This is a genomic window from Micromonospora sp. WMMD980, from assembly GCF_029626035.1.
In the GTDB taxonomy this organism is placed as follows: domain Bacteria; phylum Actinomycetota; class Actinomycetes; order Mycobacteriales; family Micromonosporaceae; genus Micromonospora.
Genome location: NZ_JARUBE010000003.1, coordinates 5,355,312 through 5,371,305, shown reverse-complemented (window position 1 = coordinate 5,371,305; position 15,994 = coordinate 5,355,312). Strand labels below are relative to the sequence as shown.

23 protein-coding genes and 3 tRNA genes are annotated in these 15,994 nt (G+C 72.5%); 12 read left to right on the top strand and 14 right to left on the bottom strand.

Features of this window, described 5'->3' with window-relative positions:
- Window positions 1–121 precede the first annotated feature (121 nt).
- The gene (amcB, locus tag O7618_RS25285) at window positions 122–1,213 is read left to right on the top strand and encodes a cyclophane-forming radical SAM peptide maturase AmcB (RefSeq protein WP_347405428.1); all 1,092 of its coding nucleotides are present in this window, start codon (window positions 122–124) and stop codon (window positions 1,211–1,213) included.
- The gene (amcA, locus tag O7618_RS25280; RefSeq protein WP_278108625.1) at window positions 1,194–1,406 is read left to right on the top strand and encodes a multiple cyclophane-containing RiPP AmcA; all 213 of its coding nucleotides are present in this window, start codon (window positions 1,194–1,196) and stop codon (window positions 1,404–1,406) included. Before amcB ends, amcA begins: the two co-directional genes overlap by 20 nt.
- 147 nt (window positions 1,407–1,553) lie before the next feature.
- Here amcA and O7618_RS25275 read toward each other — a convergent pair whose 3' ends face one another.
- Together O7618_RS25275 and O7618_RS25270 are read right to left on the bottom strand one after the other, a co-directional pair.
- The gene (locus O7618_RS25275; protein ID WP_278108624.1) at window positions 1,554–1,769 is read right to left on the bottom strand and encodes a DUF3073 domain-containing protein; all 216 of its coding nucleotides are present in this window, start codon (window positions 1,767–1,769) and stop codon (window positions 1,554–1,556) included.
- A 299-nt stretch (window positions 1,770–2,068) separates the two neighbouring features.
- Window positions 2,069–3,151: a Glu/Leu/Phe/Val dehydrogenase dimerization domain-containing protein gene (locus tag O7618_RS25270; protein ID WP_278108622.1), complete on the bottom strand. Its 1,083-nt coding sequence runs from the start codon at window positions 3,149–3,151 to the stop codon at window positions 2,069–2,071.
- A gap of 176 nt (window positions 3,152–3,327) precedes the next feature.
- Here O7618_RS25270 and O7618_RS25265 point away from each other — a divergent pair, with 176 nt between their 5' ends.
- Both O7618_RS25265 and O7618_RS25260 read left to right on the top strand, forming a co-directional pair.
- Entirely contained in the window at window positions 3,328–4,167 is an 840-nt protein-coding gene (locus O7618_RS25265) for a hypothetical protein (RefSeq protein WP_278108621.1), read from the top strand.
- A 256-nt stretch (window positions 4,168–4,423) separates the two neighbouring features.
- Window positions 4,424–4,633 carry a BldC family transcriptional regulator gene (locus tag O7618_RS25260; RefSeq protein WP_007073996.1) on the top strand — a complete coding sequence of 70 codons (210 nt, stop codon included), beginning with the start codon at window positions 4,424–4,426 and terminating at the stop codon, window positions 4,631–4,633.
- A 56-nt stretch (window positions 4,634–4,689) separates the two neighbouring features.
- Here O7618_RS25260 and O7618_RS25255 read toward each other — a convergent pair whose 3' ends face one another.
- On the bottom strand, window positions 4,690–5,088 hold the full coding sequence (locus O7618_RS25255; protein ID WP_278108620.1) for a PPOX class F420-dependent oxidoreductase: 399 nt from the start codon (window positions 5,086–5,088) through the stop codon (window positions 4,690–4,692).
- A gap of 54 nt (window positions 5,089–5,142) precedes the next feature.
- Between O7618_RS25255 and O7618_RS25250 the strand changes: the two genes are divergently transcribed.
- Window positions 5,143–5,922: a class I SAM-dependent methyltransferase gene (locus tag O7618_RS25250; RefSeq protein ID WP_278108619.1), complete on the top strand. Its 780-nt coding sequence runs from the start codon at window positions 5,143–5,145 to the stop codon at window positions 5,920–5,922.
- Window positions 5,923–5,974: 52 nt separating this feature from the next.
- Here the strand turns inward: O7618_RS25250 and O7618_RS25245 are convergent, their stop codons facing one another.
- The gene (locus O7618_RS25245; protein WP_278108618.1) at window positions 5,975–6,271 is read right to left on the bottom strand and encodes a hypothetical protein; all 297 of its coding nucleotides are present in this window, start codon (window positions 6,269–6,271) and stop codon (window positions 5,975–5,977) included.
- A 164-nt stretch (window positions 6,272–6,435) separates the two neighbouring features.
- On the opposite strand from O7618_RS25245, the gene O7618_RS25240 reads away from it, so the two are divergent.
- The gene (locus O7618_RS25240; protein ID WP_278108617.1) at window positions 6,436–7,293 is read left to right on the top strand and encodes a 3-hydroxyacyl-CoA dehydrogenase family protein; all 858 of its coding nucleotides are present in this window, start codon (window positions 6,436–6,438) and stop codon (window positions 7,291–7,293) included.
- Between the two features lie 55 nt (window positions 7,294–7,348).
- Window positions 7,349–8,092: an enoyl-CoA hydratase/isomerase family protein gene (locus tag O7618_RS25235; protein ID WP_278108616.1), complete on the top strand. Its 744-nt coding sequence runs from the start codon at window positions 7,349–7,351 to the stop codon at window positions 8,090–8,092.
- A 57-nt stretch (window positions 8,093–8,149) separates the two neighbouring features.
- Here the strand turns inward: O7618_RS25235 and O7618_RS25230 are convergent, their stop codons facing one another.
- Window positions 8,150–9,484 carry an ABC transporter substrate-binding protein gene (locus tag O7618_RS25230; protein ID WP_278108615.1) on the bottom strand — a complete coding sequence of 445 codons (1,335 nt, stop codon included), beginning with the start codon at window positions 9,482–9,484 and terminating at the stop codon, window positions 8,150–8,152.
- A gap of 166 nt (window positions 9,485–9,650) precedes the next feature.
- Here O7618_RS25230 and O7618_RS25225 point away from each other — a divergent pair, with 166 nt between their 5' ends.
- Together O7618_RS25225 and O7618_RS25220 are read left to right on the top strand one after the other, a co-directional pair.
- Complete coding sequence (locus tag O7618_RS25225; protein ID WP_278108614.1) at window positions 9,651–10,040, top strand: hypothetical protein; 390 nt, start codon at window positions 9,651–9,653, stop codon at window positions 10,038–10,040.
- A 33-nt stretch (window positions 10,041–10,073) separates the two neighbouring features.
- Window positions 10,074–10,778 carry a DUF2786 domain-containing protein gene (locus O7618_RS25220; protein WP_278108613.1) on the top strand — a complete coding sequence of 235 codons (705 nt, stop codon included), beginning with the start codon at window positions 10,074–10,076 and terminating at the stop codon, window positions 10,776–10,778.
- Window positions 10,779–10,804: 26 nt separating this feature from the next.
- On the opposite strand, the gene O7618_RS25215 is transcribed toward O7618_RS25220, so the two are convergent.
- Window positions 10,805–11,320 carry an SRPBCC family protein gene (locus O7618_RS25215; RefSeq protein WP_278108612.1) on the bottom strand — a complete coding sequence of 172 codons (516 nt, stop codon included), beginning with the start codon at window positions 11,318–11,320 and terminating at the stop codon, window positions 10,805–10,807.
- 186 nt (window positions 11,321–11,506) lie between these two features.
- Between O7618_RS25215 and O7618_RS25210 the strand changes: the two genes are divergently transcribed.
- Window positions 11,507–11,773 (top strand): hypothetical protein, encoded by a 267-nt coding sequence (locus O7618_RS25210; protein WP_278108611.1) that lies wholly within the window; start codon window positions 11,507–11,509, stop codon window positions 11,771–11,773.
- Window positions 11,716–12,330 carry a hypothetical protein gene (locus O7618_RS25205; protein ID WP_278108610.1) on the top strand — a complete coding sequence of 205 codons (615 nt, stop codon included), beginning with the start codon at window positions 11,716–11,718 and terminating at the stop codon, window positions 12,328–12,330. The genes O7618_RS25210 and O7618_RS25205 overlap by 58 nt, the downstream gene beginning before the upstream one ends.
- A 60-nt stretch (window positions 12,331–12,390) precedes the next feature.
- On the opposite strand, the gene O7618_RS25200 is transcribed toward O7618_RS25205, so the two are convergent.
- The 4 genes from O7618_RS25200 to O7618_RS25185 are packed head-to-tail and all read right to left on the bottom strand — an operon-like array spanning window position 12,391 to window position 14,130.
- Entirely contained in the window at window positions 12,391–12,600 is a 210-nt protein-coding gene (locus O7618_RS25200; RefSeq protein WP_278108609.1) for a hypothetical protein, read from the bottom strand.
- A gap of 35 nt (window positions 12,601–12,635) precedes the next feature.
- A complete protein-coding gene (locus O7618_RS25195) occupies window positions 12,636–13,034 on the bottom strand; it encodes an arsenate reductase ArsC (RefSeq protein ID WP_278108608.1) in 399 nt (132 codons plus the stop codon).
- Window positions 13,031–13,768, bottom strand: coding sequence for an MIP/aquaporin family protein (locus tag O7618_RS25190; protein ID WP_278108607.1), 738 nt, complete (start codon window positions 13,766–13,768; stop codon window positions 13,031–13,033). Before O7618_RS25190 ends, O7618_RS25195 begins: the two co-directional genes overlap by 4 nt.
- On the bottom strand, window positions 13,765–14,130 hold the full coding sequence (locus O7618_RS25185; RefSeq protein WP_278108606.1) for a metalloregulator ArsR/SmtB family transcription factor: 366 nt from the start codon (window positions 14,128–14,130) through the stop codon (window positions 13,765–13,767). The genes O7618_RS25190 and O7618_RS25185 overlap by 4 nt, the downstream gene beginning before the upstream one ends.
- Before the next feature lie 76 nt (window positions 14,131–14,206).
- On the opposite strand from O7618_RS25185, the gene O7618_RS25180 reads away from it, so the two are divergent.
- Complete coding sequence (locus O7618_RS25180) at window positions 14,207–14,614, top strand: ArsI/CadI family heavy metal resistance metalloenzyme (RefSeq protein WP_278108604.1); 408 nt, start codon at window positions 14,207–14,209, stop codon at window positions 14,612–14,614.
- Window positions 14,615–14,683: 69 nt separating this feature from the next.
- Here O7618_RS25180 and O7618_RS25175 read toward each other — a convergent pair.
- The 4 genes from O7618_RS25175 to O7618_RS25160 form a co-directional block, all read right to left on the bottom strand.
- A tRNA-Phe gene (locus O7618_RS25175) sits at window positions 14,684–14,757 on the bottom strand.
- A gap of 75 nt (window positions 14,758–14,832) precedes the next feature.
- Window positions 14,833–14,906 (bottom strand) — tRNA-Asp (locus O7618_RS25170).
- A gap of 33 nt (window positions 14,907–14,939) precedes the next feature.
- Window positions 14,940–15,012, bottom strand: a tRNA-Glu gene (locus tag O7618_RS25165).
- A gap of 143 nt (window positions 15,013–15,155) precedes the next feature.
- Window positions 15,156–15,947 (bottom strand): polysaccharide deacetylase family protein, encoded by a 792-nt coding sequence (locus tag O7618_RS25160; protein ID WP_278108603.1) that lies wholly within the window; start codon window positions 15,945–15,947, stop codon window positions 15,156–15,158.
- Window positions 15,948–15,994: the final 47 nt, after the last annotated feature.

The window sequence follows — 15,994 nt, the reverse complement described above, 5'->3', positions numbered from 1 at the left end:
ACACTGCGTTGATCATCTGGGCACCTGATCGGGGGTTCACCCGAGTGGCCGCCTCCGCCTAGCCTGAAGGTGCGGTTTTTTCCGGCGGGGAGGCTCGATGGCTGCGCGCGCGCCCGGGGGAATGCGGGGCATCGCCGCCGTTCCCTCGTACGTGGTGATGCAGCCGACCACGCTCTGCAACCTCGACTGCGCCTACTGCTACCTGCCGTGGCGCGCGGCGGACCGGCGGATGCCGGTGGCGGTGGCCGAGGCGGTGGCGGCGTCGGTGAACCCCTGGGCGGCCCAGGGTCGCTGCTCGGTGGTCTGGCACGGCGGTGAGCCGCTCGCCGCCGGCCGGGAGCACCTGGCCGCCCTGTTGGCCCCGTTCGGGCCGGAGGTCGAGCACCACGTGCAGACCAACGCCACCCTGATCGACGACGCCTGGTGCGCGTTCTTCGCCGAGCACCGGGTGCGGGTCAGCGTGAGCGTGGACGGCCCGGAGGCGTGCAACGCCGAGCGGGTGACCCGGGGCGGCCGTCCGGCGTACGACCGGATCGTGGCCGGGGTGGCGGCGCTGCGCCGGCACAGGCTGCCCTTCTCGGCCCTCGCGGTGGTCTCCCGGCCGGAGCCGGGGTTGGCGGCCGAGCTGTACGGCTACTTCCTCGACCTGGGTTGCGAGGTGCTGGGCGTCAACATCGAGGAGACCGAGGGCGTCAACACCCGGACGAACGCGCGGGACGCTGCCGCGGTGACCGGCTTCTGGGCCGAGCTGGTCGCGGCCTGGCGCCGCGATCCCCGGATCCACCTGCGCGAGGTGGAGTGGTCGCTGCGGTACGCCGGCGCGGTCCTGGCCGGTGCCGCCGACGACCTGCTGCCCCGCCGGCTCGACCCGATCCCGACGATCGGCCACGACGGTTCGGTGGTGGTGCTCTCCCCCGAGTTGGCCGGCTTCACCGATCCCCACTACGGCGACTTCGGCAGCGGGAACGTGCTCAGCACCCCGCTGCGGGAGATCCTCGCCGACGCCGGGCGGACACCCTGGGTGGGTGAGTTCCTCGCCGGGGTGGAGGCGTGCCGGGCGTCCTGCGCCTACTTCGGCTTCTGTGGCGGCGGGCACGCCGCGAACCGCTACTTCGAGCAGGGGCGGTTCGACGGCACGGAGACCGAGCACTGCCGCAACAGCAAGATCCGCCTACTGGAGGGAGTGTTGGAGCATGCCCGAGATCACCAGTGACACCGACCGGGACGTGGTCGCCGACCGGGTGCGGGAGGCCGCCGTCGGGCTGTCCGCGCTGCTCCACGAGGCCGAGGCGGCGCGCCTGCTGCGGGCGGAGGTGTCGGGTTCCGACGGCGCCCACGCGGTGTGCGCGTGGAACCACTTCGAGAACATCCCGACGTTCTACAACTGGAACAACCGGCCGCGCTGAGGCGGCGGTCCCGAGATCAAGGACCTGCCGGCGCGGCCGGGGAGGCACCCGGTGCGGCAGGTCCCTGATCGTCGGTCGTCCACCGGCTCCGGGTGGGCACATGCGTGAGCACGCGGGGGCTACCGCGTGCTCAGATGCGACCGGAGGTCAGCGGGTCGGACGGGCCCAGGGATCCGGGTCGTCGTCCGTGTGGTCCTCGTCATCGTCGTCGACATACTCTTTGTAGTCGTCGTCGAAGTTGTGCTCAGACTTTCCACTACCCGCCAGTTCACGTTGCAAGGCGGTTAGGTCGGTGTTCGGGGAGTGGTACTTCAACTCCCGGGCCACCTTCGTCTGCTTGGCCTTAGCACGGCCGCGCCCCATGGCTCGACCCCCTCGCACAGAATGCGGGGCAGCCCGAAGGCGGGCCCCGATGACGTCAGGCATCTCTCGTGGCTCTTACGGTACATGGGGATGCCACCGTTCGGCACCTCGGGTCACCGTCGACCGGCCTTGCGCGTCGCAGTGTTCCGGCTGTCACACAGTGTACCGGGTAAGGGGTGACCACCGGGGGTGGCCGTGACAGCGGGCAAATCGGCACGAAGCCACCGAGGACCAGCTTAACGCCCCGACGTGGATCGCGCGGCTCGGGGGCGGAGCTGGCGGCCCGCCCCCGAAGGCCGTCAGCGCAGGTGGATGGCGCGCAGCCGGCCGACCTCGGCCATCCGCCGCTCGGCGAGTCGGTCCGCCGCGACCGCCGGCGGGACACCCTCGTCGTCGGCGAGCCGCAGGATCTCCCGGGTGGTGTCGAAGATCCGGGTGGCGCGCAGCTTGGCCCGCTCGACGTTGAAGCCCTCGATCTCGTCGGCCACCTGGATCACGCCACCGGCGTTCACCACGTAGTCCGGGGTGTAGAGGATGCCCCGGTCGGCGAGGACCTTCTCGATGCCCGGGTGGGCGAGCTGGTTGTTCGCCGCGCCGGCGACCACCTTGGCCCGCAGCACCGGCACGGTCTCGTCGTTCAGCGCGCCGCCCAGCGCGCACGGGGCGTACACGTCAATGTCGGACGCGACCAGCGCCGCGGTGTCGTCGACCAGGGTGACCTGCGGGTGGGTGGTGCGCACCCACTCCTGGGCGCGCGGGTTGACGTCGGTCGCCACCACCTCGGCGCCGTCGGACAGCAGGTGCGCGGTCAGGTATTTGCCGACCTTGCCCAGGCCGGCCACGCCGACCCGCCGGCCGGCCAGCGTCGGTGCGCCCCACACGTGCTCGGCGGCGGCCCGCATGCCCTGGTAGACGCCCCAGGCGGTGAGGATCGAGGAGTCGCCGGCGCCGCCGTGCTCCACGCTGCGGCCGGTCACGTAGCGGGTCTCGCGGGCGATCACGTCCATGTCGGCGACATAGGTGCCGACGTCGCAGGCGGTGTAGTAGCGGCCGTTGAGCGACTCCACGAAGCGGCCGTACGCGCGCAGCAGGGCCTCGCTCTTGAGCTGCTCCGGGTCGCCCCAGATGACCGCCTTGCCGCCACCGAGGTCGAGGTTGGCCAGGGCGTTCTTGTACGCCATGCCGCGCGAGAGGTCGAGCACGTCGGCGAGGGCGTCGGCCTCGCTGGCGTACGGGTAGAAGCGGGTGCCACCGAGGGCGGGCCCCAGCGCGGTGGAGTAGATCCCGATGATCGCCTTCAGGCCGGACTGCTTGTCCTGGCAGAACACGACCTGTTCGTGACCCGTGGACCCCGGGTCGTCGGTGCTGGCGAATACGCCCATGGCTGACTCCTGTGTCGGTGTGCGCCCTTGTGGGGCGCGGAACCTTCGATGGCACGCCGGCGGGATGCTGCCGGTGCCGTTGAGCCTAATATCGGCCGGAACCGTACTGTCGCCCACGTCACGTCGCCGGTGTGACGGCGGCGACGGACGGTCCCGTCTCGTGGGAGGATCGCGCCGTGCCGTCGCTCTTCGCTTCATACCTGCGCGTGTACGAGCCGTTGACCGCCTTCGACCGGGACCGGCAGTCGTACTGGCGCCGGTACGTCAGCGAGGGCCGGGCGATCGCCCCGCTGGAGGGGCCGGGCCGGCAGCGGACCTCGGTGATCGAGGCGCTGGGCGCGGGTTGGACCCGGCTGCCCGACCTGCCCGAGGAGGCGTACGTCCTGGAGGCCGACGACACGCTGCTGGTCTGCCCGTGGAACCTGCGGATCCGGGTCGCCGAGGCGGCGTTGAGCGCCCGCGACGGGGTGCCCTCGGTCCTTGCCGACGCGTTCGTGCCGCCGGTGCTCGCTGGGCAGGCCAAGGCCGTGGTGGAGGACTGGCGTAGCGGGGCCCGGGTGCTGGAGCACGGGGTGCCGCGGGTGCACGAGCAGGTCGCCACCTGGGGCGTGCCGCTGCGGTGGTTCGTGCTCTTCGAGGCCGGCGAGCGGCACCTGGTCACCGACCCGGAGCGGCGGGCGCTGCGCTACCGCACCGAGATCTCCAAGGCGCGTCGCCGCTCGTCGCGGGCGCTGTCGGTGCTGCGCAAGTCGGTGGGCGAGGCGCCGATCACCGAGGCGGTCGAGGAGGCCGCCCGCTGGCTGGAGGAGTTCCACCCGCGTTCGGTGGTGGAGCTGGACTACGGCGGCCTGGTGCGGCTGCTGCCGGACGAGACGCTCGCGGAGGACGACTCGACCGAGTTGGTCGCGACCGGGCTGGCCGGGCTCGCCCGGGGCGAGGCGGAGGAGGCGTCGGCGGCGTACGACAAGCTGGTCGCCCGCTGGCGCGCGGTGCAACTTCTGGAACGCTGTAACTGACGCCCGCTTTGCCCCCCTTCGGGGTAGGGGATGCGAGACTGTCTCGTAGTTGACGCATCACGAACCGTGATCATGAGTCCGAATAAGGTAGTTTCTGCGGCATAAAAGTCGTAAAAATCGGGCATGGTTCATCCGTCCGTCTAGCGACCTTCAGCCGTTCGGCCCATGTCGGACATCGGGGACTAGCCGGACCATGGGAGACGCGTCGGCCGGCGGGACCCCGGCCGATGTCTATACATGTGGAGGAGTGACCCCGATGGCATCGCGAACGCACGAACCAGAGCCGCTACTCACACCGGCCGAGGTGGCGTCGATGTTCCGAGTCGACCCGAAGACGGTGACCCGGTGGGCCAAGGCTGGCAAGCTCAGCGCCATCCGGACCCTGGGCGGCCATCGCCGTTACCGCGAGTCGGAGGTACGGGCCCTGCTGCAGGGGCAGATCCCCCAGCAGCGTCAGGGGGACTGACGACACGGAGTTTCCAGCTTCCCGATCAAGGGCGGTCGGCCGACGGGCCACCGCCCTTAATCGTGTCCGGGGGCGGTCGGGTCCAGCACGATCCGCAGCCCCACCGTGCCACCCTCGCCGCGCCGCAGCCGGCTGCCCAGCAGGCTGAGCCGGCCGATCAGCCGGTACTTGCGCTTGAGCAACTCCCGCACCCGGCGGGTGCTCTCCGGGTCGTCGATGGTGGCGCGACCCGGCACCGCCTCCCCGTGCGGCCGGCCGCGCACGTCGCACGGTGCCACCGTCACCCGACCGTCACGCCGGATCCGCTTCACCTTGCCGGAGTCGGACACCGTCCACACCGCCAGCGCGTCACCGTCGCGCACCGCCCACACCGGCGTCGGCACCGCCCGACCGTCCTTGCGGAACGTCGTGAGCAGGACGTACTTCTCCGCCGCGAGGCGATCCAGATCGGTCACGTCGCCCAGGATACGGCCGCGACCGTGCCGGCGAGCCGGAGATAGCGTGCTCCCATGACCTCCGAGCCCACGATCGGCGACGTGTTCGGCGAGATGATCCGCGACGCGTACGCGGTGGCCACCGGCGTCGGGCCCCGGCCGATGGCCGGCGGTCGGCTGCCGCGCCCGGTCATCGAGATCATCGAGCGGGACGACGGGCTGGTCAACGGCGCGCCCGCCGACGACTACCTGGATCCGCCCGAACGGTGGCAGCCGCACGACCACCGGGCGGTGGACCGGGTGCACGGCCACGTGCTCGACGTCGGCGTCGGCGCCGGCCGGATCGCGTTGCGCCTCCAGGAGCGTGGGGTGCCGGTCACCGGCCTGGACACCTCGCTCGGTGCGTTGCGGGTCAGCCGCCACCGGGGCGTCCGCGAGCTGGTGCACGCCACGGTCGACGAGCACGTCGCCGATGGCCGGCGCTACGACAGCTTCCTGTTGCTCGGCAACAACCTGGGCCTGTTCGAGGGACGCGAGCGCGCCCCCGCGCTGCTGGCCGCGCTCGCCGCGCTGGCCCGCCCCGGCGCGCGGGTGATCGCGCACGGCACCGACCCGTACGGCACCACCGACCCGGTGCACACCGCCTACCACGAGGCGAACCGGCGGCGGGGCCGGCTGGGCGGGCAACTGCGGCTGCGGTTGCGCTACCGGCTGCTCGGCACCGAGTGGTTCGACTACCTCGTGTGCTCGCCCGACGAGTTCGCCGAACTGGTCCACGGCTCGCCGTGGCGGCTGGCCGACGTGGACACCACCGACCGTCCGTACTACCTCGCCACGCTCGAGCTGAGGCGTTAGGAAGGGGCCCCTCCTATCGCGTAGGCGATAAGAAGGGGCCCCTCCTTACCTCTCAGACCTGGACGGTGGGCGCGGTTTCCTCGGGGGGCAGGCCGCCGTCGCCGTCGACCACCTCGTCCGGCGTGCCGTCCTCGTCGATGTCGACCATGGTGATGTCCACCTTGCCGTCGCCGTCGGTGTCGAACTGGAACAGGTCGGCCTTGCCGTCGCCGTCGGTGTCCACCACCCACACGTCGGTCTTGCCGTCGTTGTTGGTGTCGGCACGAAGCAGGTCCACCCGCTCGTCACCGCGCGTCTCGACCGTCTCGACCGTCTCGGTGCCCTGCGCGCTCTCCGGTGCCTGGCTCATCTCGTTCCTTCCTTCGGCGTTGACGGCGGTCTTTACCCCGTCCGGCCGGCCCCCACGCATGCCCGACGGACCCGCCCTGCATAGGGTCGCATCCAGGATCGAGCGAGCGGCCGGCCCGGCGCGGCGGAGACCCCGCGCGCCACCGCCGCGACGAAGGGACAGCGATGAGTGGTCGTTTTGTGGTCGTCGGGGCCGGCACCATGGGCCTCGGCATCGCGTACGTGGCGGCCGGCGCCGGGTACGCGGTCGAGCTGGTCGAGGTCGACCCGGAGCGGGGCGCCGACGCCGTCCGGCGGCTCGGCGAGCTGTGGGACCGCGCCGTCGGGCGGGGCAGGCTGACTGCGGAGGCGGCCACCGCCAACCGGGTCCGGGTGACACTGCGGACCGGCCTGGCCGAGGTGGCCGAGGGGCCGGACGTGATCGTGGAGGCGGTGCCCGAGCGGCTCGACCTCAAGCGGGCCGTGCTCCGCGAGGCCGAGGGTCGCCGGCCGGCGCTGCTCGGCAGCAACACGTCGAGCATCCCGATCGCCGAACTCGCCGACGGGCTGGCGCGTCCGGCGGACTTCCTCGGGCTGCACTTCTTCAACCCGGTCTGGGCGATGGCGCTGCTCGAGGTCGTGGTCGGCCCGGCCACCGCGCCGGCGACCACCGACGCGGCCGTCGCGCTCGCCGCCCGGCTGGGCAAGGACCCCGTCGTGGTACGCGACATGCCCGGCTTCGCCACCTCCCGGCTCGGCGTCACGCTCGGCCTGGAGGCGATCCGGATGGTGGCCGACGGGGTGGCCGCCCCGGTCGACATCGACAAGGCGATGGTGCTGGGCTACCGGCACCCGATCGGCCCGCTGGAGCTGACCGACCTGGTCGGGCTGGACGTCCGGCTCGACATCGCGCGCACCCTCCAGGCCGCGTACGGGGACCGGTTCGCGCCGCCGCCGCTGCTGGAGGAGATGGTCGCCGCCGGCCGGTTGGGCAAGAAGTCCGGGCAGGGGTTCTACACCTGGGAAGGCGGCACACGACAGTGAGCGCGAGGAGTGAGCTTGCGAGCCCCGCAGTCGCGAACGAAAGGCTGGCGCAGCGGTGAGCGGGCTGCGGATCGAGGAACAGCCGGACCGGCTCGTGGTCACGCTGGACCGGCCGGAGAAGCGCAACGCGATCGACGCCGACCTGGTCGGCGAGCTGCACGCGATCTGCGCCGAGCTGGAGGCGCGGCCCCGGCTGATGCTGCTCACCGGCGGCACGGAGGGGATCTTCGCCGGCGGTGCCGACATCGCCCAACTGCGCGAGCGCGGCCGGCTGGACGCGCTGGCCGCCATCAACCAGGGGGTCTTCGCCCGGATCCGGTCGCTGCCGCTGCCCACCGTGGCGGCGGTCGACGGCCCGGCGCTGGGCGGCGGCGCCGAGCTGGCGTACGCCTGCGATCTTCGGGTGTGCACGGGCCGGGCGGTCTTCGGCCAGCCCGAGGTGCGGTTGGGCATCCTGGCCGGCGCCGGCGCGACCTACCGGCTGCCCGCGTTGATCGGCGAGGCGCGAGCCAAGGAGCTGCTCTTCACCGGCCGCCGGGTGGACGCGGGCGAGGCGCTGCGGATCGGGCTGGTCAACCGGGTGGTGGCCGACCCGGCGGAGTTGCTCCCCACCGCCCACGGTCTGCTCGACGAGATGGCCAAGGGTTCGACGCTGGCGCTGCGCCTGACCAAGCTGGCGGTGGACGCGCCGCCGGCCGCGCACCCGCAGCTCGACCTGCTGAGCCAGGCGGTGCTCTTCGAGGACGAGGAGAAGCAGCGGCGGATGACCGAGTTCCTGGAGCGCCGCCGGCCGCGTTGAACCACCACGGCGAGGGCCGCACCGGATCATCCGGTGCGGCCCTCGTTGCCTGGTGGCTCAGCCCCTGATCCGCACCCCGGCGTCGGCCAGCGCGGTGATCGCCCCGGCCGACTCACCGAAACCGATGACCAGCACCGCCTCCGGGCCGAAGCTCTTGATCTCCTGGGCGATGCCGCCGAAGTCGACCGGAGTCTTCGGGTCTTCCGGCGGGGCGTAGGTGAGCAGCTTGAGCCGGTCCGCGCCGACCCCCGCCTTCTCCAGTTCGGCCCGGACGTTCTCCTGGAGGCCCTCGCCGTAGGAGTCCTTGCGGGCCAGGATCACAATCTTGCGCGGCCCGTCCCGCAGCATCACGTCGGCCAGCGCGCGGCCCTGGAGGCTGTCCGGCGGCGCGGTGCGGAAGTAGAGGCCCTTGTCGTCGACAGCGCTCAGCCCGGCGTCGGTGTTGGACGGGGAGAAGAGGATCCGCCCGGCGGCCACCACGTCCGGCAGCACCGCCCGGGAGATGCCCGACGCGCCGGCGCCGATGATGATCGAAACCCCCTGGGCGACGTGCCCGGCCACCGTCGCCTTGGCCACCGCCGGGTTGGTGCCGTCGTCGCCCTCGATGAACTTCACCGGCTCGCCGAGCACCCCGCCGGCGGCGTTGATCTCGTTGAGCGCGAGCCTGACCGCGGCGGCCATCGGCGGGTACGCCAACGCCAGGTCACCGGTCTTCGGCAGCAGGCCGCCCATCACCAGCGGCGCGTCCTTCGCCTTCCCGCGGGTCTTGCGGCCGCGCGGCGGGGCCTTGCTGCTCGCACCCGCCTCCTCGCCCGCGCCGACGAACTCGGTCTTCCCGTCGTCGAGCTGCTGGTTGTCGAAGTGCAACGTGCCGTAGCTCGCGGTCGCCGGCTCGCCGGTGTCGGTGAAGCCGGCCCGGGTCAGCGACACGCCCCGGTATTCCAGGTCCTGACCGGCGCGGGCGAGCTGGAGGCAGGCCGTTACCTCGTCGCAGCGCTGGCCGCCGGCGGTCACCCCGACGATCTGCTGGGCGATCTCGCGTGGCGCGGTGGTGCCGGCGAGCTGGGTCGCCAGCGCGCTGATCACCACGGCGTCGTACGACTCGGCGGCATAGAGGAAGTCGTTCAACTTCGGATCTACGGTGCGTAGCCGTTCCTTGAAGCTCTCCGGCAGCGGCGTGAGCGGGGTGGTGCCCTTCATGCCGTTGATCAGACTCGCCCGGTCCTTGAGCTCCGCTGCGAAGGAGTTCTGCATGTTGCCGTCGGTGCCGTAGAGGCGGACCTGGGTGGTGCCCGCGTCCTTCGGCTCGTCGCTCCCGCAGGCGCTGGTGGCGAGCAGGAGCACCGCGCAGGCCGTGGACAGGGCCGCGCGCGACGTGCGATTTCCAAGCATGGTCGTCCTTCCTCCGGCGAAGGTCCGCTGCGCACATTAGCGTGCCCGCGCGGCACGTGGGACTGTGGACCTGGCTCCGTCGGGACGCCGACTGCGGATATCACTGTGGGTGATCGTGGGCCCGGTTGCGGGTCACCGCTTGACCCTCGCCGCTACTCTTCCGCAGGTGACCGACGACGCAGAGCAGACGCTCGACGACGCGACGGCCGTGCTCCGTTCGGCGCTGGCCGGCGACGGCGCCGGCGTCGTCGGCGCCTTCGACGCGGTCGTGGGCCGTTCCGGGCTGGCCGGGGCGTACGGGGTGGCGTGGTGCCTGGCCGCCACGATGCTCGGCGACGACGCCCCCGGGGGCGCCGCCGCGCTCGACTTCCCCGGCATCGACCAGGCCGACTACGACACCCGCTGGGTGGCCCGCTTCGTCAGCGCGTACGCCAACGACGACATCGACACCGGTGAGGCGCTGTTCGGCGCGGCGGCCGCCGATGGGCTGCTGCCCGACTGCCTGCTCACGCTGGCCGGCTCGACCATCGCCACGCTGCGCAGCCGGGAGGGCTGACACCGGGCGTCGCGTCTGTGATACCCCTGAACGATGTCCGAGGCGATGCTCAGCAAGGTGCGCAAGCTGCTCGCCCAGGCCGAGGACCCGGCCTGCACACCCGCCGAGTCGGCCACCTTCATGGCCAAGGCCACCGAGCTGATCGCCCGCTACGGCGTCGACCGCGCGTTGCTCGCCGCCCGCGAGCCGACCGCCGACCCGGTCGGCGACCGGGTGGTCGAGGTGGTCGCCCCGTACGCCCGGGACAAGGCCGGCCTGCTCGCCGCCGTCGCCGACCCACTGCGCTGCCGCTGCGTACGCCGCCGGGAGGGCAACGGCTTCGCCATGCACCTGTTCGGCTTCGCCAGCGACCTGGAACGCGTCGAGCTGCTCTTCACTTCGCTGCTGGTGCAGGCCGCGCACGGGCTGGCCGGGGCGGCCGTACCGGTCGGGGAACATCCGGCCGCGTTCCGGCGCACCTGGCTGGCCGGCTTCGCCCAGGTGGTCGCCGAGCGGTTGCGCGCGGCCGAGGCCGGCGCGGTCGCCGAGTCCGGCGTGCCGTCGGTGGCGCTGGTGCTGGCGGACCGCTCCGACCGCGTCCAGCGCCGGCTCGCCGAGGTGTACCCGCGCCTGCGCACCGCCCCGCGCCGTCGGCTCGCCGGCGGGGGCTTCGGCCCGGGCGCCGCCGCCGGCCGTCGCGCCGACCTGGGCGACCCCGGCCTCACCGGGACGGGCGCGAGCCGCGGTGTCGCCGGCTGACGCCCGCTCCCGCTCCGCCGGCCCGATCAGTCGGCGGTGCGGGCGACCGTCGCCAGATAGCGGCAGAGCAACTCGTGCCAGCCGGCGGTGAGCGCCTCGCGGTAGCCCTCGGCAGCCGTACCGTGCCTGTCGAAGTAGCGGTGTTCCACGTCCACCCTTGTCGACCCCGGGCCCGCGGGGTGGAAGAGCACCTCCACCTCGCTGGCCCGGGCCGGGTCCGGCACCGGCACCCGGTCCGGCCCGATCTGCCAGGTGAAGACCAGACGCCGAGGCGGATCCCAGGTCAGCACCCGGCCCCAGTCGTTGCGGAACCCGTACGGGCCGATCTCGTAGAGCATGCCGCCGGCCCGCGGCTCCACGCCGAGCCCGGCCAGCGCCTCCGGCCCGGACCAGGTGTATTCGCGGACCCACCAGTCGTCGAGCGCGCCGGTGAAGACCGCGTACGCCCGTTCGGCGGACGCCGTGACGAGAAGGCTGCTGCGGAGGGAGAAACGGTCGGATTCCTGCCGGACCTCTTCCTGATCGGCCATCTCCTGTCCCATAAGCCCGGACCATACCGGCTGATGTCTCGCTGTGCAGCTTTGCTTCCGCCCGCTTCCGGACACCGGGATCCCCGGTTCCCGACAGTCCCACCGGCCGTCACCGGCGGGTGGGCAGGGCCGGCGGATGCCCCACCGGAAAGCGGGTAACCGCCGCTGATCCGGACCGGCCGACGGGGGAGCGGGAGCATGAGCGACAGCGGAGCCACGGAACGGGCGCGGGAGCCGACCGACGAGCGGCGACCCGCCGCCGGCACGGCCGAGACGGAGCCGGACGTCCTGCTCGACGTACCGGAACTGTCGGTCGACGAGATCCGGCTGGCGGTCGACGGGCTCGACGCGGACCTCTCACTGCGTGCCCGGCTGGCCAACCTGCTCCAGCTCGACGCCGGTGTCCGGTGCACCTGGAGGGCGTCGAGCTGGACATCACCGGCGTCCGGGCGGAGGCACTGCTGAAGGTGCGGCTGGAGAAGCTGGTGCAGATCCTGGACCGGGCGCTGACCACCATCGACCGCAATCCCGAGCTGATCGACGCGCTGGCCCGGTCGGTCGGGGTGACGGTCGACGACGTGCACCGGGTGGCCGGGCAGGTCGCCGCGCCGGCCGTGCACCGGACCGCCGACGCCGGCGCGGTGGTCGACCGGACCGTGCCGGAGGTGGCCGGGCGGATCGGGCGGTCCGCACCCGCCGAGCCGGCCGCGCGCGAGTCGTCCGGGAGGGAGTGGTCGGCCGGTTCCGGTCCCACCGGTGGGGGTGCGCCCGGCGGCGGAGCCGAGTCGAGCCCCGGGGCCGGGTCGGGCGGTGGCGCCGGGTCGGGCGGTGACGCCGGGTCGGGCGGTGGGTCTGGGTCCGCCGGTGGCGACCGGGCTGGTGGGGCCGCTCCGTCTTCCGCGGCCGGGGCATCGCAGTTGGCCGGGCAGGCCGGGCAAACGCTGCGGCAGGCCGGCCGGAGCGTCTGGGAGGCGATCCAGAGCGGCGTGAGCCAGCAACGTCAGCAGCGTCCGAGACGCTGACCGGACCCGACGAGGAGAGTTGGAAGGCGCTGTGCTGCCGCGGCAGCCGGGCGCGGCTCGTCAGGTGCTGTTCGGGGTGCGGCTGCGGTACGCCTCGCTCTGCCCGAGGTGGCGCTGCACGTCGGTGCGGGCCTGCTCGGCGCGGGCGGCCCGCAGCGCGGTCGGGTCTTCCGACGACACGCTCCGGCTGCGGTCGCGCCGACCGACGAGGATCGCCACCGCGAGCACCAGCAGCACGGCCACCAGGAGGGAGAGCACCAGCGTCGTCATGACCCGACGGTAGGGCACGGCCACCACTTGACCGGTCAGCCGGGGAGCCGGGCCACCAGCTCGACGACGCGCTGCCGGATCTCGTCGCGTACCTGCCTGACCACGTCGATCGGCTGACCCGCGGGATCGGTGAGCGGCCAGTCCTCGTACCTCTTCCCGGGGAAGACCGGGCAGGCGTCGCCGCAGCCCATGGTGACGATGACGTCGCTGGCTTCGGCCGCGTCCCAGGTGAGCCGGGCGGGAGTCTGGTCGGTGATGTCGATGCCGACCTCGCGCATGGCCGCGACCGCGACCGGGTTGATCCCCTCGGCGGGTTCGCTGCCGGCCGAGCGGACCTCGACGCGGTCACCGGCGAGGTGGCGGAGCCACGCGGCGGCCATCTGGGAGCGGCCGGCGTTGTGCACGCAGACGAACAGGACGCTGGGCTTGCTCATCGGACTTCGGTCTCCTGGGCGAGGTGCGGCACCACCACGTCGTCCGCCGTGTCGGCGGCGCGCGGGTACCAGAGGGCGAGGGCGGCGACGGCGATCAGGTCGCCGGCGAGTTGGGCGGCGACGAAGCCGGGCACCGAGGTCGGGGCGATGCCGGCGAAGGTGTCGGTGAACGCACGGCCGACGGTGACCGCGGGGTTGGCGAACGAGGTCGACGAGGTGAACCAGTAGGCGGCTCCGATCCAGGCGCCCACGGCGGCGGGCGCGGCGGAGGTCCGGCCGGAGCGCGCGAGGGCGAAGATCAGGACGATCAGGCCGGCCGTGGCGACGACCTCGGCCAACCACAGGTGGCCGCCGCCGCGCCCGGTGCGTGACCACGCCACGGCGGGCAGGTCGAACATCAGGTGGGCCAGGACCGCGCCGGTGATCGCGCCGGCGACCTGGGCGACGACGTACGCGGCCAGGTCCCGGGTGGCGAGTCCGGCGCCGGCCCGGCGGCCGAGCCACCAGTCGACCGCGGAGACGACGGGGTTGAAGTGCGCGCCGGAGACCGGGCCGAAGGTCAGGATCAGCGCGCCCAGCGCGAGCGCGGTGGCGATCGCGTTCTCCAGGAGTTGGAGCCCGACGTCGGTCGGGGAGAGCCTGCTGGCGGCGACGCCGGAACCGACGACGGCGGCGACGAGCAGGGCGGTGCCGGCGAACTCCGCGGTGGCCCGGCGGGGCAGGGCGAGGGTCACGAGTCGCCGCCTCCGGCACCGATCGCCAGCAGGTCGCCGAGTCGGCGGAACGCCTCGGGCCGGGCCCGGTACCAGACCCAGGTGCCGCGCCGCTCCGAGTCGACCAGGCCGGCCTCCCGCAGCACCTTGAGGTGGTGCGAGACGGTGGGCCCGGAGAGGTCGAAGGCCGGGGTGAGGTCGCACACGCAGATCTCCGGCACCGAGGCGATCATCGACATCAGCCGCAGCCGGACCGGGTCGCCGAGGGCCTTGAACATCGGCGCCACCACCACGGCCTGGTCGGCGTCCATCGGACGGGCGGCGATCGGCGGGCAGCAGGCGACCGCGCGGAGGTCCACCACCGGCAACGATTGTTTCGACATCGCTCTAGGTTGACAGATCTCGAAACAGCATGCAACGTGGGTGCTGCTTCGAAAATCATCTAGACAAGGAGACGGAATGTCCCGCGTCCAGCTCGCCCTGCGCGTGTCCGACCTCGAAGGCTCGGTGGCCTTCTACAGCAAGCTGTTCGGCGTCGAGCCGGCGAAGCGCCGCCCCGGCTACGCCAACTTCGCCGTGGAGAACCCGCCGCTGAAGCTCGTCCTCCTCGAAGGCGAGGCCGACCGGCCTACCGTCCTGGACCACCTCGGGGTCGAGGTCGCCAGCACCGACGAGGTCGACGCCGCCACCGGACGCCTCACCGGCGCCGGCCTGATCACTCTCGAGGAGAACGACACCGAGTGTTGCTACGCGCTCCAGGACAAGGTCTGGGTGCGTGGGCCGGGCGACGAGCCCTGGGAGGTCTACACCGTGCAGGCCGACTCGCCGAAACTGGAGAAGAAGGCGGAAGGCACCTGCTGCTCCTGAGCGGATACAGCAAGATCCCCACCGGCGTTTCGGCTGGTGGGGATCTCTGTAGCCCGGCGAAAGGCTATGTGGCCAGGGGCGGGGTCGAACCGCCGACCTTCCGATTTTCAGTCGGACGCTCGTACCAACTGAGCTACCTGGCCGTGGTGCTCGGCACATGCTACCGCACGGGCCGATACGCAGAACGCCGCGCATGATGTGCGCGGCGTCAGCGCTTGCGGTCCTGACGGGACTTGAACCCGCGACCTCCGCCTTGACAGGGCGGCGAGCACTCCAACTGCTCCACAGGACCTGGCTGGTGTTGCAACCGGCGTGAGCCGGATCGTGCCCCCAACGGGATTCGAACCCGTGCTACCGCCTTGAAAGGGCGGCGTCCTGGGCCGCTAGACGATGAGGGCGGCCCCGCCATCATTGCACACTCGCAACTTCAAGCGGACTTGCTCCCATCCGGCCCCGCCGGAGGCATGAGAAGCATATGCCATGCCTCCTCGGACGACAAAACCGGTATGGCGGCAGGCGTATCGCGGAGTGAAACCGCAGGTCAGCGCAGCCGGACGATGCCGTACCGCCGCTTGAGATCGGGAATCAGGTGCCGGCAGGCGGCCATCGTCTGGGTCCGGTCGCCGCCTGCGTCGTGCATCAGCACGACCGACCCGTGACGGCTGGCCGACTCCACCCGTTTGATGATCTTCGTGGCCGGCGGGTGGTCCCAGTCCTGCGGGTCCACGCTCCAGTGCAGCGGACGCAGCCCCAGTTGCCGGGCCACGGTGAGCTCCTCGGCGGTCCACCGGCCGCCGGGCTGCCGGAACCAGGTGATCGGCGCGTTCGGCGCGGCGGCGTGGATGGCCCGGTTGGTTCGTTCCAGGTCGGCCCGGATCTCGGCGAGCGGGCGCCGGCCGAGGTCCATGTCGTGCCGCCAGCTGTGGTTGCAGAGCTGGTGGCCCTCGCGGACGATCTGGGCCACCAGTTCCGGGTGCCGCTTGGCCTGCCGGCCGACCAGGCAGAACGTCGCGGTGACGTGGGCCGCCCGGAGCTGGGCCAGGATCTGCGGGGTGTAGCGCGGGTCCGGCCCGTCGTCGAAGGTGAGCGCCACCCCGGGGCTCCCGCTGCGCCGGTGCAGGCCGGCCGGGAGCTTCTCGGGCAGCGGCCGCAGCTTAGGCTTCGGTGGTGGGGTGGTGCGGGTCGGCTTCGGCTTCGGGCTGGGTGTCGGCACCGGCGCGGCCGAGACCGACGGCGGGGCGGCGGCCTTCTGCGGGGTCTTACCCGGGCCGCCGCAGCCGGTGACGAGGAGCACCAAGCCGAGCGCGAACACCAGAACGGTGCGTGGACGCATCTGTCGCTCCCGGAGGGGGTCGGGTCAGACGGACTTTCCGACCGTAG

Coding starts and splice junctions, on each gene's coding strand:
- amcB (WP_347405428.1), top strand. CDS start 122: ATGCGGGGCATCGCCGCCGTTCCCTCGTACGTGGTGATGCAGCCGACC.
- amcA (WP_278108625.1), top strand. CDS start 1,194: ATGCCCGAGATCACCAGTGACACCGACCGGGACGTGGTCGCCGACCGG.
- O7618_RS25275 (WP_278108624.1), bottom strand. CDS start 1,769: ATGGGGCGCGGCCGTGCTAAGGCCAAGCAGACGAAGGTGGCCCGGGAG.
- O7618_RS25270 (WP_278108622.1), bottom strand. CDS start 3,151: ATGGGCGTATTCGCCAGCACCGACGACCCGGGGTCCACGGGTCACGAA.
- O7618_RS25260 (WP_007073996.1), top strand. CDS start 4,424: ATGGCATCGCGAACGCACGAACCAGAGCCGCTACTCACACCGGCCGAG.
- O7618_RS25250 (WP_278108619.1), top strand. CDS start 5,143: ATGACCTCCGAGCCCACGATCGGCGACGTGTTCGGCGAGATGATCCGC.
- O7618_RS25245 (WP_278108618.1), bottom strand. CDS start 6,271: ATGAGCCAGGCACCGGAGAGCGCGCAGGGCACCGAGACGGTCGAGACG.
- O7618_RS25240 (WP_278108617.1), top strand. CDS start 6,436: ATGAGTGGTCGTTTTGTGGTCGTCGGGGCCGGCACCATGGGCCTCGGC.
- O7618_RS25230 (WP_278108615.1), bottom strand. CDS start 9,484: ATGCTTGGAAATCGCACGTCGCGCGCGGCCCTGTCCACGGCCTGCGCG.
- O7618_RS25220 (WP_278108613.1), top strand. CDS start 10,074: ATGTCCGAGGCGATGCTCAGCAAGGTGCGCAAGCTGCTCGCCCAGGCC.
- O7618_RS25215 (WP_278108612.1), bottom strand. CDS start 11,320: ATGGGACAGGAGATGGCCGATCAGGAAGAGGTCCGGCAGGAATCCGAC.
- O7618_RS25210 (WP_278108611.1), top strand. CDS start 11,507: ATGAGCGACAGCGGAGCCACGGAACGGGCGCGGGAGCCGACCGACGAG.
- O7618_RS25200 (WP_278108609.1), bottom strand. CDS start 12,600: ATGACGACGCTGGTGCTCTCCCTCCTGGTGGCCGTGCTGCTGGTGCTC.
- O7618_RS25195 (WP_278108608.1), bottom strand. CDS start 13,034: ATGAGCAAGCCCAGCGTCCTGTTCGTCTGCGTGCACAACGCCGGCCGC.
- O7618_RS25185 (WP_278108606.1), bottom strand. CDS start 14,130: ATGTCGAAACAATCGTTGCCGGTGGTGGACCTCCGCGCGGTCGCCTGC.
- O7618_RS25180 (WP_278108604.1), top strand. CDS start 14,207: ATGTCCCGCGTCCAGCTCGCCCTGCGCGTGTCCGACCTCGAAGGCTCG.
- O7618_RS25160 (WP_278108603.1), bottom strand. CDS start 15,947: ATGCGTCCACGCACCGTTCTGGTGTTCGCGCTCGGCTTGGTGCTCCTC.